General features: G+C 47.3%; 13 protein-coding genes. 10 read left to right on the forward strand and 3 right to left on the reverse strand.

All coding sequences use genetic code 11. From position 1 onward, the window contains the following. Window positions 1-149: 149 nt before the first annotated feature. Entirely contained in the window at window positions 150-1,886 is a 1,737-nt protein-coding gene (locus tag M3629_RS21020) for a proline--tRNA ligase (RefSeq protein ID WP_251509907.1), read from the forward strand. A 597-nt stretch (window positions 1,887-2,483) separates the two neighbouring features. Here the strand turns inward: M3629_RS21020 and M3629_RS21025 are convergent. The 3 genes from M3629_RS21025 to M3629_RS21035 all read right to left on the reverse strand — a co-directional run bounded on the left by M3629_RS21025 (window position 2,484) and on the right by M3629_RS21035 (window position 5,381). Next, entirely contained in the window at window positions 2,484-4,301 is a 1,818-nt protein-coding gene (locus M3629_RS21025; protein ID WP_251509908.1) for a 5'-nucleotidase C-terminal domain-containing protein, read from the reverse strand. 176 nt (window positions 4,302-4,477) lie between these two features. Further along, complete coding sequence (locus M3629_RS21030; protein ID WP_251509909.1) at window positions 4,478-4,894, reverse strand: ImmA/IrrE family metallo-endopeptidase; 417 nt, start codon at window positions 4,892-4,894, stop codon at window positions 4,478-4,480. A 46-nt stretch (window positions 4,895-4,940) separates the two neighbouring features. Then, window positions 4,941-5,381 carry a helix-turn-helix domain-containing protein gene (locus M3629_RS21035; RefSeq protein WP_353056765.1) on the reverse strand — a complete coding sequence of 147 codons (441 nt, stop codon included), beginning with the start codon at window positions 5,379-5,381 and terminating at the stop codon, window positions 4,941-4,943. A gap of 653 nt (window positions 5,382-6,034) precedes the next feature. Between M3629_RS21035 and M3629_RS21040 the strand changes: the two genes are divergently transcribed. The 9 genes from M3629_RS21040 (at window position 6,035) to M3629_RS21085 (ending at window position 15,563) form a co-directional block, all read left to right on the forward strand. Continuing rightward, window positions 6,035-6,517: an ArpU family phage packaging/lysis transcriptional regulator gene (locus M3629_RS21040; RefSeq protein WP_251510294.1), complete on the forward strand. Its 483-nt coding sequence runs from the start codon at window positions 6,035-6,037 to the stop codon at window positions 6,515-6,517. 95 nt (window positions 6,518-6,612) lie between these two features. Then, on the forward strand, window positions 6,613-8,286 hold the full coding sequence (locus M3629_RS21045) for a GAF domain-containing sensor histidine kinase (protein WP_251509911.1): 1,674 nt from the start codon (window positions 6,613-6,615) through the stop codon (window positions 8,284-8,286). A 16-nt stretch (window positions 8,287-8,302) separates the two neighbouring features. Next, window positions 8,303-9,142 carry a response regulator gene (locus M3629_RS28475; RefSeq protein WP_285888962.1) on the forward strand — a complete coding sequence of 280 codons (840 nt, stop codon included), beginning with the start codon at window positions 8,303-8,305 and terminating at the stop codon, window positions 9,140-9,142. A gap of 211 nt (window positions 9,143-9,353) precedes the next feature. Further along, a complete protein-coding gene (locus M3629_RS21060; RefSeq protein WP_251509913.1) occupies window positions 9,354-9,923 on the forward strand; it encodes an NADPH-dependent FMN reductase in 570 nt (189 codons plus the stop codon). An 81-nt stretch (window positions 9,924-10,004) separates the two neighbouring features. Further along, window positions 10,005-10,463, forward strand: coding sequence for a VOC family protein (locus M3629_RS21065; protein ID WP_251509914.1), 459 nt, complete (start codon window positions 10,005-10,007; stop codon window positions 10,461-10,463). Continuing rightward, a complete protein-coding gene (locus M3629_RS21070) occupies window positions 10,460-11,170 on the forward strand; it encodes a VOC family protein (protein ID WP_251509915.1) in 711 nt (236 codons plus the stop codon). Before M3629_RS21065 ends, M3629_RS21070 begins: the two co-directional genes overlap by 4 nt. 142 nt (window positions 11,171-11,312) lie before the next feature. Beyond that, window positions 11,313-12,263 carry a hypothetical protein gene (locus M3629_RS21075; RefSeq protein WP_251509916.1) on the forward strand — a complete coding sequence of 317 codons (951 nt, stop codon included), beginning with the start codon at window positions 11,313-11,315 and terminating at the stop codon, window positions 12,261-12,263. Window positions 12,264-12,552: 289 nt separating this feature from the next. Beyond that, complete coding sequence (locus M3629_RS21080) at window positions 12,553-14,256, forward strand: DUF4127 family protein (RefSeq protein WP_251509917.1); 1,704 nt, start codon at window positions 12,553-12,555, stop codon at window positions 14,254-14,256. Between the two features lie 311 nt (window positions 14,257-14,567). Continuing rightward, a complete protein-coding gene (locus M3629_RS21085) occupies window positions 14,568-15,563 on the forward strand; it encodes a hypothetical protein (protein WP_251509919.1) in 996 nt (331 codons plus the stop codon). Window positions 15,564-15,723: the final 160 nt, after the last annotated feature.

The raw sequence follows: 15,723 nt of genomic DNA on the forward strand, positions 1-15,723 counted from the left end.
GTTAGCAGAGCGAGACATGAAACGACTGAATACAGTTAAATAAGGGTGGTACCACGACGCATTCGTCCCTTGACGAATGCGTCTTTTTGCTATTCAAGGCTTCATGTGTGCAGTACTTGCCTATCTGATAAACAAGGAGTGTGTTCAAGATGCGTCAAAGTGAAATGCTTGTTCCAACATTACGCGAAGCACCAGCAGAGGCTGATGCAACGGGGCACCGCCTGCTACTGCGCTCGGGTATGATCCGTCAAGTGGCCGCGGGAATATACAGTTATTTACCACTCGGGCGACGTGTACTTCTGAACGTCGAGCGAATCGTCCGGGAAGAGATGGATCGTGCCGGGTGCCAGGAAGTGCTGTTGCCAATTATGCAACCAGCAGAGTTATGGGAGGAATCCGGCAGATACACGCAATATGGTCCAGAGTTAATGCGCCTGAAGGACCGGCATATGAGAGAGTTTGCGCTTGGACCGACCCATGAGGAGGTCGTTACGGCTTTAGCTCGTGACGAGGTCAACTCTTACCGTAAGTTGCCATTTACGTTGTATCAGATCGGAACCAAGTTCCGGGATGAGCGCCGTCCGCGTTTTGGTTTGTTGCGTGGCCGGGAATTTATCATGAAGGATGCCTATTCATTTGCATCAGATTGGGAGGAACTGGATCGAACCTATCAGGCAATGAATACAGCATATTGCCGCATTCTGGAACGCTGTGGCCTGGACTTTCTTCGAGTTGAAGCAGATGCGGGAACGATTGGTGGACAAGGCGAGACACATGAGTTCATGGCGTTGGCAGATGTAGGAGAGGATACCATTGTGACGTGTAAGATATGTGGTTATGCTGCGAATCTGGAGAAGGCGGCGTTTCAATCCGTAGAACCTGCTATCCTTACGAATGAACCAAAAGCTAATGAGCACACGGAAGTGTTACGGATTGAGACACCAGGTGTTCGAACCATCGCAGAATTATGCTCTTTCCTTGATCAGAAGGCCGAAGATATGATCAAAACATTGCTTTATCTGGCGGATGGTCAGCTTGTTGCTGCCCTCGTTCGTGGGGATCATGAACTGAACGATATTGCCTTGAAACAGGTGCTTGGCGCAGAGGAATTGGAGCTGGCTGACGATGCAACTATCGCCGCGCATTCCAATCTCACCGTCGGTTATCTTGGACCAGTAGGGCTTAGGCTACGTATGGTGGTAGACGCTGATGTGGCCACCATGAAACATGCAGTGACCGGAGCGAATGAGGCTGGCATGCATCTATCAGGTGTTCGTCCAGGCATGGATTTTGCGCTGGATCAAGTCGAGCGTATCCGTTTTGCCACTGCAGGGGATTGTTGCGTATCATGCGGCGAACCACTTGTGTTCACCAAAGGTATTGAAGTAGGGCATATATTCAAGCTGGGTACAAAGTACAGCGACGCCATGGGAGCTTCTTTCCTGGATCGCAATGGCCGTCAGTGTGCGCCTGTAATGGGATGTTACGGTATCGGGGTATCTCGTTTAATGGCAGCTATTGCTGAACAGTACGCGACGGAAGAGGGGATCCGGTGGCCTGCATCTGTAGCGCCTTATGAGGTGCATCTTATCCCGGTAAGCTGGAAAGACGAACATCAACAGAAGTTAACTCTAAAGTTGGAGCAACAGTTAATGGATGGTGGATTCCGTGTGCTTGTAGATGATCGGGATGAGCGTCCGGGCGTAAAATTCAAGGATGCCGAGTTAATCGGGCTACCTGTACACATTGTTATAGGCAGAGGAGCAGCCGAAGCACAAGTGGAACTGGGTTCCCATATGTTTGCTGTTTCAGGCGAAACGAAGCGAATCGGTATGTCGGCACAGGAAGCTGTAAATTACGTAACAGAGCAAATTCGCCGAGATTAAGCAAGGATATAGCGAAGAAGTGATGAAAACACAGTAGTACATGATAGTAGTTTATGATAGATGACATTTGCCTATATAATAGGACTGAATATTATGTCGATCTTTATTTTTAGCTGCATAATTCGGATGTTCCTTGAAAAACGGGACTCTAGAAGTGGAAAGAAAGCATAATCACAGAAAATAATCATACCTAGTGACTATATCTGAAATATGAAGCTGAGGTTAGTTCCGCTTTTGCTCATAAAGCTATCGAAAGATTGGCTATTCGAAGTAATAAGGGTGTAATTGTGCAAAACTAGCTTAAGAATGGTTGTGCTTCATCCATGCTGTAAATCGCATAAGTACGGATATTACAGGCATATATGTTCTAGTTCAGCAGGGGGGAGACATTAACCTTGAAGTCAAAAGAGGCATGCAAGAGATTTATTTTTGAATTTGTGTGCAACCATTTAAACGATGTCTCACATCAAAGACTTCAAACGGAGGCTTCGCCCAACGGAGTTCTTTCATGCCAACGAAAAAGAAAAAGAAAGGGAGTCCTTATCCAGTGATCTGGGCAAGGGCTCCCTTTCTTCATTGATTTGAAATGGCTGCAGATTAAGAAGCAGCAGGCAATTTCAGTGTTTGACCTGGATAAATCCAGTGTGGATTTTTGATTTTGTTGAGCTGTTGCAATTTCTGCCATGTTGTACCATATTGTTTGGAGATCGAGTACAGAGATTCGCCTGATTTCACAATATGCAATTTAGCAGGGGATGGAGCCGGTTTGCCCGGTGCTGGTTTGATCGGTTTCTCCGGTTTTGGTTTCTCTGGTTGAGGCTTGGTTGGTACTGGAATAGGAGCCGGAGCCTCAGTGCCCGGTACTTCTGGTTCCACAGCGGTTTTCTTGCCTTCACTTATGCGGCCGTCGGCTTTAATATCGACTGCGCCGAGCTTTTGCATGTAGTTGATCAATGCCTCATCCAGTGCACCGTACATGCCGGTTGTTGAATACTTGGCGAACATCGTGTATTCGTCACCGCCCACAGCTGTGAAATCATTGGTTGCAAGCGTGTAAGTCGCTGTTGGATCAAGAGCTTTATCACCGACCATTACGGAATGAACACGGCTGCCTTTTGTAGCAGTGGCGTCAATTTTGAATGTGATTCCAGATACTTGCGGGAATCCACCACTTGGTTCCGGGTATGAACCTACTCCATTCTCCAGGGCTGCGAGTATATCGGAGCCTTTTACATCAAGAGTTACGACCTGGTTGCCAAAGGGAAGAACGGTAATGACATCCCCTTTAGTTACGATGCCTTTTTCAATAGAAGAACGAATGCCACCGCCGTTAGTCAATGCGATATCGGCTTTGCTGACATCACGGATTGCATCAGCCAGCAAGTCACCCAGATTAGTCTCGCCAGCACGTACTTGTTCACGTTTCCCGTCCAGCAGGACAGCCGTATTTGCTACTTCTTCTTTTAGGATTGGTTCTTGTTTTTTCTGAATGGAACTTACGAGCGTGGCAACGCTCCCGTTGGGTTTAATGTCTTTGGCCCCGGTTTCATCCATTAATGTTGCTGTTTTCTTTGAGACTTTGCCGCCGTCTACCCAAAGGTCGATGACACCTACATAATTCGTATATTCACCTGCACTTGCAATCAAAGTTCCATGATCAGATACAAGTCCGTTTTTCAATACGGTATGACTATGCCCATCGATGAACACATCAATGCCTGGCACCTCTTTAACGACTTTGAAGCTTGTATCCGTACTGGAAACATCTTGTCCAAGGTGTCCGAGAACTACAACAACATCGACTTTGCTGCGAATTTCATTCACGAGAACTTTTGCTTCTGCAGAAGGGTCAGTAATTTGCAGACCTTCTACGTTTTTCGGGTTCGTTTTGTACATGGTTTCTGGTGTAGTCAAGGCAATAATCCCGATCTTCACACCATCCACTTCTTTAATAAGGTAGGGTTCAAAGATACGAGTTCCGTCTTTTTTCTTTACGTTTGCACTGAGCATGGGGAATTTCATCATCTTCGCCAGCTCCATGAGACGTTCCGAGCCATAGTTGAATTCATGGTTACCAGGGACCATCGCCTGATAGCCTATTTCGTTCATGACCTGCACAATGCTCTCGCCTCTAACAAGAGTTGCAAATGTAGTACCGTGTACCGCATCGCCTGCATCCAGCAAGAGGGTGTTAGGATTTTCGCTGCGATATTTGTCAACGATGCCTGCGACTTTGGCAAAACCCATAGCAGGTGATTGTTCCACGGCTCGAGCATGCATGTCATTGGTATGTAGGATAGTGATGTGTTTACCTGTTCCTGGAGCAGAATCCGTTGCTGCTGCCGCAATGCCTACACTGCCGAACAGTAAACAAACCGTTAGCAGAAGTGAAACAACGTTTTTCCAGTTTTTCATGAATCCGAAACCTCCCAAAATAGTAATCTATTAGAGCGTTTATACAGCTCATGTAGTATTTTAACAGACTATGTTGAGGAAATCTCGTGATTTGCGTAAAAATAAGTAACCTGAAAGTGACATCTGATTCTGCCTGGAAAACGGGTTCAACACTACATGATAAAGAACGTATGTTCTTAATTGCTGTAAAAAAAATGCTGCGCTTCACGCGGCAGTCCGGTACGTAAGCAAAATTTCTCAAGAGATTCATCCGGTTCGGGTGTAATTCCGGCCGTCAAAAGTTGAATGGCAAAAAGATTGGCTTGTCTCTCCAGTTTGCCTGGAGCGAAGTAGGAATGCTCCTCCAGGAAGAAACGGTTAATTCCTTTGTGCAGTCTGTCGTGCCCCAGTTCATGTGCACATACAAAGCGCTGCCATTCGGGCGGCAGGTCATTGTGTATCACAATAAATCTGCGACGAAGTTTACGGAAATACAGCCCTTTCGTAGATTTGCCCAGATTCGTAAAACGAATCTGTATTCCTACAGCACGGGCAATGCTGAATGGACAGTTGGTTCGGTGTTTGCGAATCAGCTTGGTTACGATGTCATCCATATGATCTCACCTGCAGTTTCAATAAGTTTGAACTCGCGTCCTGGTCTCATGGGCGTTGATCCGATTCGCCTGGCTTTTTCCGTTTATTCATCTGTTTGGCTTCCCAGAACAAACCGGTTAGCACGTCTTTGATCCGTTTCTTGTCCTCTTCATCCAGCGGGATACCGTCGAACATCAGATCGTCATCATCCTCCAGCATTTTCTTAAAGTCCCGTCGATCCTTGTACGTCGCCCATTCCGGCACTTCCTGATGGTTCGCCTCAAGCCCTGTCTCCATATAACCTGCCTGTTTCATCATGTCTGAGTAAGGTACGGCGAGTGCGTCGGCAATCTTTCGGATCGTTGCTGGTTTAGGCACCCCGCGCACACCATTTTCAATCCGTGAAATCTGTGAATTGCTTATTCCAGCCGCTTCGGCGAGCTGGTTGATGCTGAATCCCTGCTGCTCTCGCAGTTGTTTCATATAAGGACCAAAAGCGTGCTCCACAACTCATGCATCTCCTTCGACTCGTCATAAGTGCTTGTGATTATAAGTTAAGACAACGCTGTTGCACAGGACACTCCGATAACAGAACAACCTACCGATCGCTGTTATCCCCGGATTTCCAATATTCTTCTCCTCAAGGGGAGAAATCCGGTGATAAAGGCGAACGCTCCGCTTCTTCCGGTTCGTTCTGTCCTCTCCGTTATCGTGCAAATGATCGCTCTTCTTAAATAATAAAAAACAAATGACTTATACGAGTTCAGTAATTATCTGTACTATATCGTATATATACCATTAGGTAAAGAGATATGAAACAATTATGCCAAAAGGTATAGATAATGAGAGCGAAGGTTTTATTTTATCGTCTAAATGACCCAAAATGAAGGTTTACTCTATTCTCCATAAAGTGGTATCCTCTAATAGAAATGCGAACAAAAATACGAACGTTATGTAAACAAGAACTTGTTTCCAAAAGGCAACATCAGAAAAAAAACAAAAAACGTTACATTTTGAAGAATCGGAACAATTCTAGATGAGAGACTGTTTTCGCTAGAAGATGGGGATGAGTAAGAAGTATCAGTATGAGTCATCAAATGGAATGAAATATAGAGGCAATGAACATTAGGAGGAGAATGACTATGGCAACGATGACAAATATGGAATTGATATTACCGGAACTGGATCGTCGTAAAACGCAGGCAGCTGTCGAGGCTGTGTTGGAGAAGTATCGGATTTATAAAACGATTGCTTTTGAAGAACGTGAGGTGCAGGTGACCGCAAGTTATACGGAACGTTTGCATGGAGCTACCAATGTCACGGGGGATTCTACCGCAAGAACGGCCATCTTTAATGTGGATGTCCAGCGTGCGCGTCAGGCTTACTGCGATACCATTGATCATATCGTATCTCGTCTTAGCGAGAAAGAACGATTACTTGTACACGAGCGCTATATGAAGGACGATGATGTTTTTGACTATAAAATATACAACCATGTTTTTGATCCGCCTGTGAGCAAGGATACCTATACGAAGATTCGCACCCGTGCTTTTTACAAATTGGCGCTGGCTTTGTCTGACCGTGGACTGATGAATATGGAACCTCTTTCATGCACAAGAAAAGAACGGAAGAAGCTTGGCTGAGCATAAGGCAAAAAGTTGAAGCTTTCATATCCCCGAAGGATTGGTTACAATGGTTTGGACAAAATCATAGACGGAGCATCTGAGGGGGAGAGCCGATGCCGGAAGAGGCTGGAATGCAGGAAATGGTGACACTGAAAACCATTGCGGAAACGTTAAACACCTCCAACGACCTGAGTCTGATGCTGGATACGGTTGTTGGCAAATTACTTGAGCTGACCGGACTCACGGCGGGATGGCTTTTTCTCATCGATGAACGCGGAGAGTATACCTGTGTATCAGACTATAACTTGCCACCCGCTTTAATACGAAACGATAGAGAGCCCATGCGCATGGGAACATGCTGGTGTATCAATCGTTTCCGGGACGGACGGCTGCAACATGCGGTCAATATCATTAACTGCAAGCGTCTTGAAGATGCTGTCGAGTTTAAGTGGGGAGACACACAAGATATTACACACCACGCTACAGTTCCGCTGCGCTCGGGAGAACGAATGTTGGGACTGCTCAATGTAGCAGCGCCAGGCAAAGAGGTTTTCAGCGATAGTGAACTCGCACTATTGCAGGCGGTAGCCTATCAGATTGGCAGTGCAATGGAGCGAATGCGATTGTATCGCGCAGAGCAACGGCGGGCAGAACTTTATGCCCGGCTCGGAGATTTCGGTACAGCATTAAGCCTTGCTGTCAATGAATGTACCGAAGCGAATGCATTGCCTAATACCGTGGTAAGGTTGCTTGGCAAGCATTTTGATTGGCCGTTCTCTGCACTTATAAAACAAACGAATGGCACATTTCATAACCAGGCAATGTATGCACAGGGTGAGGTATGGACGGAATCGACAGATCCGCTTTCCTTGGAAGGGACACGCCTTATGGATCGAATCGTGGATCACTATCGTGCAGCCATCCTATCCGCGGATGAACTCACAGAAATATTCGGTCAATGTAAGCTTGATTCTCCATGGTGTGAATTTGCTTCGGGGGTTGGCGTGCCTCTTCCGTATCATGCGCCAGAGGAACCGGGAGTGCTGATCATTGGCACTGAATCACGATCCCTGGATTTGATCCGGGCAGACCGGGAAGTCCTTGAGGCTTTGGCAGAGCATATCATTGCTTCACAGGAAAGCCTGAAGCTGGCAGATCATCGGCGCGAACTGGCGAGGCTTGAAGAACGGAATCGGCTTGCTCGCGATTTGCATGATTCGGTGAATCAGATTTTGTTCTCCCTATCGTTGACGGCAAAAGGTGCAGAGAGTATGCTCTCCGGTACGGAACCGGTACATCCGGCAGCGGAAGTGATGAGAGATATACGAGCCTTGTCTCAGGAAGCCCTTAAGGAGATGCGAGCGTTAATTATGCAGCTTCGTCCATCAGGTTTGGAGGCCGGATTAGTAAGCGCGCTACAGGAGTACGGGGCAAAACAGGGGCTTCGAGTTATCGCTGATCGTAAGGGAATGCGCTCCATACCACGTTTTATTGAAGAAGGTTTGTGGCGTATTGGCCAGGAGGCGCTGAATAACATTCGGAAGCACGCAGGGGTGTCTTCGGCATGCATAATGCTTGAATTCAGTGAACGTGAGGCGAAGCTCACGATCTCGGATCAGGGAAAGGGCGGTGCCAAGCGGCGTGAACCTTCATCTGAAAATTCACTCGGATTGTCGATTATGAGAGAGCGCGCACAATCACTCGGAGGCAAACTAAATATATGGAGTTCTTCGCGTAAAGGGACAACCGTGACCGCAGTTATACCACTTCCGTATGAGGCGGAATAGAGTCAGGAGGCAGGCAATGATACCAATTACAATTCTACTTGCCGACGATCATGTCATGGTCAGACGGGGACTACATGTTTTTCTGAAAACGCAGGAAGATATGAAAGTTATTGGTGAAGCATCAAACGGGCAGGAAGCCTTGGAGCAAGCACAGGAACTGAAGCCGGATGTTATTCTGATGGATCTTCATATGCCTGTTATGGACGGTATTGAAACAGCCAGGCGTTTGCGCAGTCTGCTGCCACATACACGGATTATCGTGCTAACTTCGTTCTCGGATCAGGATCATGTCGTTCCTGCCGTTCGTGCAGGTGTCAAGGGATATCTACTCAAAGATATCGAGCCTGAGGATTTAGCCGTTGCGATTCGTAATGTGCACTCCGGTCAGGTCGAATTACATCCGGCCGCTGCAAGTCAATTGATGCATGTCATGGCAACGATGGATATGCTGTCAGAAGCAAGTCGAGTGGAGGGCAACTCTCAAGAGGAAACGCTTTTCCAAGGTTCGAACCAGGCTGCACACCAAACGAGTGGACCAAGTGAACGGAGTAATCCGAGTAAGTTAGATGAACCAGGTTATTCAAGTCGTTCAAATCATTCAAATCATTCAAGTCATTCATGGAACTCTAATCCATCGAGTCCTCCGTCCGATGAAGGTCTAAATGCACTCACTCGCCGTGAACGGGAAGTGCTGGGGCTGATCGCTCAAGGGTTAAGCAACAAAGAGATTGCGGTTCGGCTTGTGATTACGGAGAAAACAGTTAAAACACATGTCAGTCATCTGCTCGATAAACTAGGGCTTGCAGACCGAACTCAGGCAGCGCTTCATGCTGTTCGGAATGGCTGGGAACTGTAATGAGTTGCAGGCTATCATTGTAGTCGCCAAATTCAGACAAAATTCAGACTAAAGTCGTATGAACTCAACCGAAAGGTTGAGTTTTTTTGTGCTGAAGTTAAGTCCATTAGCTGACGAATGCTGCCCTGCATCAAGGTAAAATAAGGATAACCAAAGTCGAGAAGCAAGAGCATGGATGACGATAATAACAGCGATCAGGAGAGTGAATGTAATGAATATTGTGATATTGGCAGGCAGCAACCGAAGAAATGCAACAAGCACACGCCTGGGTGAATATTCCGTAGAGATCATTCAAGGACAAGGACACGAGGCGAGCTTGTTTAATCTGTATGAAAAACCACTGCCATTCTATGCTCCGGATGAAAAGCAAGAGACCGATGAGAACCTGGCGGCATTGAACACCGTAATGCTTGCGGCGGATGCCATTATCCTGTCTACCCCAGAGTACCACGGCAGCATAAGCGGTGTGCTTAAAAATGCGCTGGATCATCTAAGTCAGGCCCATTTCAGTGGTAAACCGGTTTTATCGATCAGCTCCGCGGGAGGAGCTGTTGGTGTAAGCTCGCTTACCCAAATGCAAACCATGGTACGTAATCTGCACGGGATTAATGCTCCAGAATGGATCTCCATTGGTGGTGCACAGCGCAGACGATTTGAAGCGACATTTGACGGATATGAGGAATACGAAGGTAGTCAGGATATTGAGGAACGGGTGCAGCGCGTACTCGGATCTTTTCTGAATCTGGCTCAGACGTTAACGGCGGCAAGGAAAGCATTGTAAAGTATCCCAAACTGACAAGTGGGTGATCATTTCAGTCTCATAAATTCATCATTTTAACGAAATAGAAGGAGGGGATACAGCATGATTAAAGGTTTATATGAAACACATCTGAATGTGACAGACCTTCAAAGATCACATCATTTCTACGAGAAGGTACTTGGATTACCTCTTGCTAGTGAGAACCCGGAACGTGGATACTTATTTTACTGGATTGGCGGCGAACGCCATGCCATGCTAGGGCTGTGGGAGAAAGACCCCGCGCAGGTGCAACGTCAGCACTTTGCTTTTCAAGTATCCCTGGAAGATATGAAACATGCCGTTGAATACCTTGAAAACAAGGGCATCTCCACCCGTAATTTTCTGGATGATGACATTGGAGAGCTATATGTATTTGGCTGGATGCCAGCGGTTTCTGTTTACTTTGCCGATCAGGATGGTCACTCGTTAGAATTCATTGCTGTGCTGCCGGACGAAGCGAAGCCAGAGCTTGGTTTGGTGCCGTGGAGTGAATGGGAGAAAATGCATGGGAGAAGCATGTGATCATCGAACAAGTTTTGTTTTATACCGTAAAGCTGGAGGAACTGCACCATTTCTATGGAGTTACGCTGGGCATGAGAGTATCCGAGGTTAATTCTGTGGAGGAGGCTTTTACCTTGCAGGCCGGAAGCACCGAAATGATATTCAAACAGTGGAACCCTGCATTCGAAGCAGAGAAAAAGGGCATCGAACCGTTCTATCATTTTGCCTGGATGATTCCGACGAATCAGTTTCAGCAAGCGAAGCAGTGGGCAGCGTCACGGGTAACGCTAAGTACAGATGGAGAGCGGAACCAGACTTATTCAACCAATTGGGATTCACATTCGTTATATTTTGAAGACCCGGCGGGAAATATCGTGGAGTTGATTGCCCATCATCAGGAAAACAACGAGCAAGAGCGCGCATTTTCGGTGGCAGATATTTTGAAGGTGTGTGAGATCGGGCTGGTTTCGAAGGATGTTCCAGCCACGGTGCATGAATTGGAGAAAGCGGGATTACTCCGCTGGGGTGAAGGAAGTGATTCGTTTTCTCCGGTAGGTGATCGAAACGGTTTGTTTATTGTGGTGAGGAAAGAACGCGTTTGGTTTTTTTCTAATCGAAAAGCGCAGATTTTCCCGCTAGAAGCTACGATACATCAAGTGGGTACGCTTCGATTCGAGGGGGATAATAGCAACTCATCAGGATATTTTGCTACTGGAATGTCAGGTTAAAAGTTCTTAGATCAGTTATAGCGCAAAAGGGGAATAAGTATCTGAACTCCATCATGTTATAGAAGTAAACGCTCTATTGTATTGAGATCAGGGTAGTCCGGTTTGTAGCGAGGCTTCCGTAACTTGAAGGGGGATGGCATACTTGGATCGACGTTTGTTGGATGAGGGACTAGCGACAATTGCGTCCAGTCGGGAACGCACGGGTGATCTATGGCATGCCCATTATGGGGCAGGGGCAATTGCAGCTTATTTTTGGGTGAGGGAAAATCGTCTCACCGCCCTTGCCGCGGGCAGTGTTACCGCCGAAGCGAAAGCGATGCTCCGCCAGCATGGGACACGTAACAGTCATACGGCCTCACCAAGTGAGCGTATGCCTTTAGAAGAAGCCGAGGCGCGTATTGCAGGCGCACTGGAGCACACGATTGGCGAGCTGCACTGGGTAGGACACCAAGTGATCTATGGAGCGCTTAGTCTCAAAGCCATTCGTGAACTGGAAGGATGGGGCACCGTAGAGGAGATTGAGCAGATTGCTCAATTAATTGAATCATTTGAACGCACGATTCCAGGCAGATCCTGGGTGAATACAACGGTGAAAGAGATTCGTCATATGCATCCGGACGAGAACGATCATTTCCCTGAAATTCTCCATCCGATTCAGTTATCTCAGTTCATTCTGGAGGAACTTGGTGCGTTTCGCACAATCTATCAGGCGGAAGCACATCATGATCTGATTGGACATATGCTTACCTACGGTCATGCGCTCAACATGCTTTATGAGCTGGGATATCAGGCTCTGTTCTATAAAGGCATTCCCCCTTTTCTCAAGATGGTCAAGGCCCTGCGCCTGAGCCGCCATATCGATATGACGCAAGAGGCAGCTACACTGCAATCCCCTGTGGACGTGCTGCCTTTAGCACAAGCTGAGCGTTCACGCGCTCTGCCTCATGAATTGGAGTACTGGTTAACGGATCGGCGCTGCCGTGACTGGTATGGCGGGCATATATTTAAATTTCCATTCAGCTTCTATCACCATGCCAAACATGAGGAACCTATGCCAGAAATTTGGGAGAACTTCCGTTATATTATCGCGTGAACATAGATCAGTGTGAAACACCATTTCTCATAAAACCGACGACAAATCGGCGTAATTCATCCACAATACCGTCTGCATGAGGAAGAAAAGAAGGTATGATGATATTATCGGATCAGAAGCGAGGGGAGCAACGTATGGAGCACAATGTCTAAACCATGAGCAAAAGGCGGACAGTAGCTCTTATATGAAAAAACAGGCCAGCAAAAAGCTGGTTTTTTTTTCATTTCGGTGATTGTGCCCTTGCCCTGACCGGGTATTGAAGAATATCAAAAACAGGAGGCTACATGATATGAAAACAGTATTGTATGTACCACTCGATGATCGTCCGGCGAATCTGGATGACGTCATTGTACAAGGGAAAGCAGCCGGTCTTCACATCGTTACACCCAACCTGAAAGATATCAAGAATCGTTTGGATACGAAGAAGACGACAGATGGCACAACGCTGCTCGGCACTTCGACGCCCGTTTACGGGAATCCGTCCAACATTTATGATTTCATTGTCAAACATGCAGCGAAGGCAGATGGTTTCATTATTTCGACCGATATGCTTGCCTATGGTGGGCTGATCGGCAGTCGTCAGCTTCGCGAAAACGGCGGGGGAACGTATCCGTCATATGACGAGCAAACCACCCGTTTGCTAGATGTCATTCGAACGATTAAAACGAAGTACCCGCGCAAACCGCTGTTTGTAATGGATACCATTATGCGGCTTGCAACGACTTCATTTGCGGATGGTCTGGCATTGGATGCATATAATGAATCCCGGGCGCTGATGCAGCAGCCACGTCAAACTTATACGGAATTTGAAGATATTATCCAAGGATATAACGTTTCTCCAGATGGTGTGGAATACGGGGGAACGACTTATTTTGATAAACCAAAATACTACAATACAAGACAGCACAAATTCAAAACGAATCGATACATTCTGGATCAGCTCGCTCGTACAGGTTATATTGATTTCCTTGCCGTTGGTGTGGATGATGCGAATACTCAAGGTGTCCAGATCAACGAGATCAAGTACGTCGAAGCGCGGATTAACGAATGGCTTGGCGGTACGGATGGGCAGAACCCGGATCGAGCGATTATTTTGCCGGATGCAGACGGATTGGGACATGCTTTGGTTGCCCGAATGGCGAACCAGTTATTCAGAGGTGGAGCCAAAACGAAATATGGCGTCAAGTATTATGGTCCTCACGGCTCGACGATTATCAATACCTACGAATATATGGATGTGCACCAAAATGTGGTGCACCACGTCGATATCGTTGGCGGCGTAATGGTTGAGGATGGGGCTGAATCTACAGTGGATATAGAGATCATTGCCATCACGGCACTTGATCAGATGCAGGCGGCGGTGGAGCATTTGGCTTCCAATGGAGAACAAGGGCTTCCTTCGATCCTGATTGATTTTGTGGGTAAAGGGCCAGCGAATATCGATGTTGCTCAAGCGTTGCTGAATAGTCCATATACCGGACGCGTGCTTGGATACAGTGCCTGGAATACACCGGGGAATAAAATTGGTCTTGCGGTTGGCATGGCACAATCGAGATTTGCGCTGATTACTACTGAAAAGCATGAACATCAACTGCGGGATGCCATGAATGCGCACGGCTCGCTGTTATTCAAACGTTTCCTGAAGGACTACAGCTACAAAGCGGTAGCCATTGCCGATGTTCGTACCTATTCGCGTGCGCATGCCCTGTATACCAATGTGGCAACACTGGCGGATCAGAATATGTTGCTGTTTAACTCGCAAGAGGATTACGCTCATCTGCAAAGCTTGCTGCGTGATCTCATGCAGACACACACCGCTGAGCTGGCAAGCAAGCCGGCTTTCGGGCAAGGCAATCCGGCCATTCGTCAAATTTGTGACGGGCAGCTAATGTATTCGACATATCATGGTGCGTTGCTGGAATATAACAATCCTGATTTCATCTGGGGACGCGCGTTTGAAATTACGCTGAGTCCGCAAGCGAGGCTGAATTAAATTGGATTCGTCTTTTTACCGCCCAAGTGCCTCCTTTATTCGCGCGCATGTCAACCCAATCACCATCCGCGCTAGGGGGAAAAGGCTGTAAGATAGTATTATCGGATCAATAGCAAAGGGACACACCGAAATCATCTATGCTAATGTACAGACCAGCCCATCGGGCTGGTCTTTTTGATGCGGTGAAGTCGTCTTTGTATTGCTCCGGTTTACACATGGAGTGTAGGAAAAGGGGGAGCCCCGAACTGCCACATGGTTGCTGTAACATGCGGGCAGCATTCACTTTTGCAGCGGAAGGGGGCGAAATGAATGTGTCTATGAGACATGAAATGAACACGGAAACGAGCAATAAAATGAATAATGAGCAAAGCCACGAAAGCAGCAAAACTGTATCAGGGATTAGGCTGAGTACACGGATCAAAAAGACGTTAAAGCAAAAGCTTATAGCGCTTGTACCCGCTTGGGAAGGCCGCGTGCAAGATATGCCCGCTTCGGGTGAAGTATTGTCGGGTCCATGCGCAGTTGTTGCTTTTGCCGAAGAAGTACCGAAGTCAGCTTGGGCAGGTTACAGGCGAATTATCAAGATTTCACCGTATGCCCGGTCAGAAGACGGGGGGGCAAAGCAGGTGGAACTCTGGTCAGCATTATTGATCGCAGGCTTGCATCAGGTGCGGCTGGAGGATGAGGAAGGTGGAGCTTTTACATGCCTCTATCTGGGTTCAACGGACAGTGACCGCGTTGATAGTGGATCGGGTTTGGTTACGCGTAGTTTGCGCTTCGGTGTGTACGTTCCTGAACCGCAAGGTACCGCTGGAAACAGTGCTATCACGGGTGATCCTTGGCTTGAGGCATTGCAGCTTTGGACAGCAAACGAGTTAAGCCCGGACTGGTCTGTCTACACGAGTAGCTGGCCAGGCGGATATGAGATGCCGTCGGTGCTGTGGCGTTTAAGCGGGTACAGTACCGCATTGGCCGGAACATCGGCGCTTGAAGTACGAAAACAGTGGATCGGGCATGTTCTCACCGATGATACAAGTCTGACAGATCGGACGACAAGTCATCTGGTCCAGCAATTGGCACTTCAATCGCGAATTCCGATTATTCAGGTGGAGAGCGCAAGTACTAAAGCTAACGCAACCGACGAAAGCCATACACGTTACGTGACGGTCGATGAAGCAACAGCCGATCTGCAAGCCGATGCGTATCTGAACGGACAGATTCGTTTGACGTTAACACAGCGAACCCGTCGTCCGGTTACGAATGCACCGCTCATGCGGGAGATTCACCATAACAAAGGGATTCAGTAAAAGTAAGTCCAGAGAAACGATCACTAACGGGTAGTTTCAGATCGTTTTATACCTTAGCTTATGTAGACTCTTTAGCTTTAGTAAGACCGCTCACTGCTTCAAAGTAGAAATACCATAGATTTTATAGATTGTAGGATCAAAAATTCATAGGTCAACAATA

The organism is Paenibacillus polysaccharolyticus, from assembly GCF_023714295.1.
GTDB lineage: Bacteria > Bacillota > Bacilli > Paenibacillales > Paenibacillaceae > Paenibacillus > Paenibacillus polysaccharolyticus_A.

Coding starts and splice junctions, on each gene's coding strand:
- M3629_RS21065 (WP_251509914.1), top strand. CDS start 10,005: ATGATTAAAGGTTTATATGAAACACATCTGAATGTGACAGACCTTCAA.
- M3629_RS21060 (WP_251509913.1), top strand. CDS start 9,354: ATGAATATTGTGATATTGGCAGGCAGCAACCGAAGAAATGCAACAAGC.
- M3629_RS21080 (WP_251509917.1), top strand. CDS start 12,553: ATGAAAACAGTATTGTATGTACCACTCGATGATCGTCCGGCGAATCTG.
- M3629_RS21045 (WP_251509911.1), top strand. CDS start 6,613: ATGCCGGAAGAGGCTGGAATGCAGGAAATGGTGACACTGAAAACCATT.
- M3629_RS21030 (WP_251509909.1), bottom strand. CDS start 4,894: ATGGATGACATCGTAACCAAGCTGATTCGCAAACACCGAACCAACTGT.
- M3629_RS21025 (WP_251509908.1), bottom strand. CDS start 4,301: ATGAAAAACTGGAAAAACGTTGTTTCACTTCTGCTAACGGTTTGTTTA.
- M3629_RS28475 (WP_285888962.1), top strand. CDS start 8,303: ATGATACCAATTACAATTCTACTTGCCGACGATCATGTCATGGTCAGA.
- M3629_RS21040 (WP_251510294.1), top strand. CDS start 6,035: ATGGAATTGATATTACCGGAACTGGATCGTCGTAAAACGCAGGCAGCT.
- M3629_RS21020 (WP_251509907.1), top strand. CDS start 150: ATGCGTCAAAGTGAAATGCTTGTTCCAACATTACGCGAAGCACCAGCA.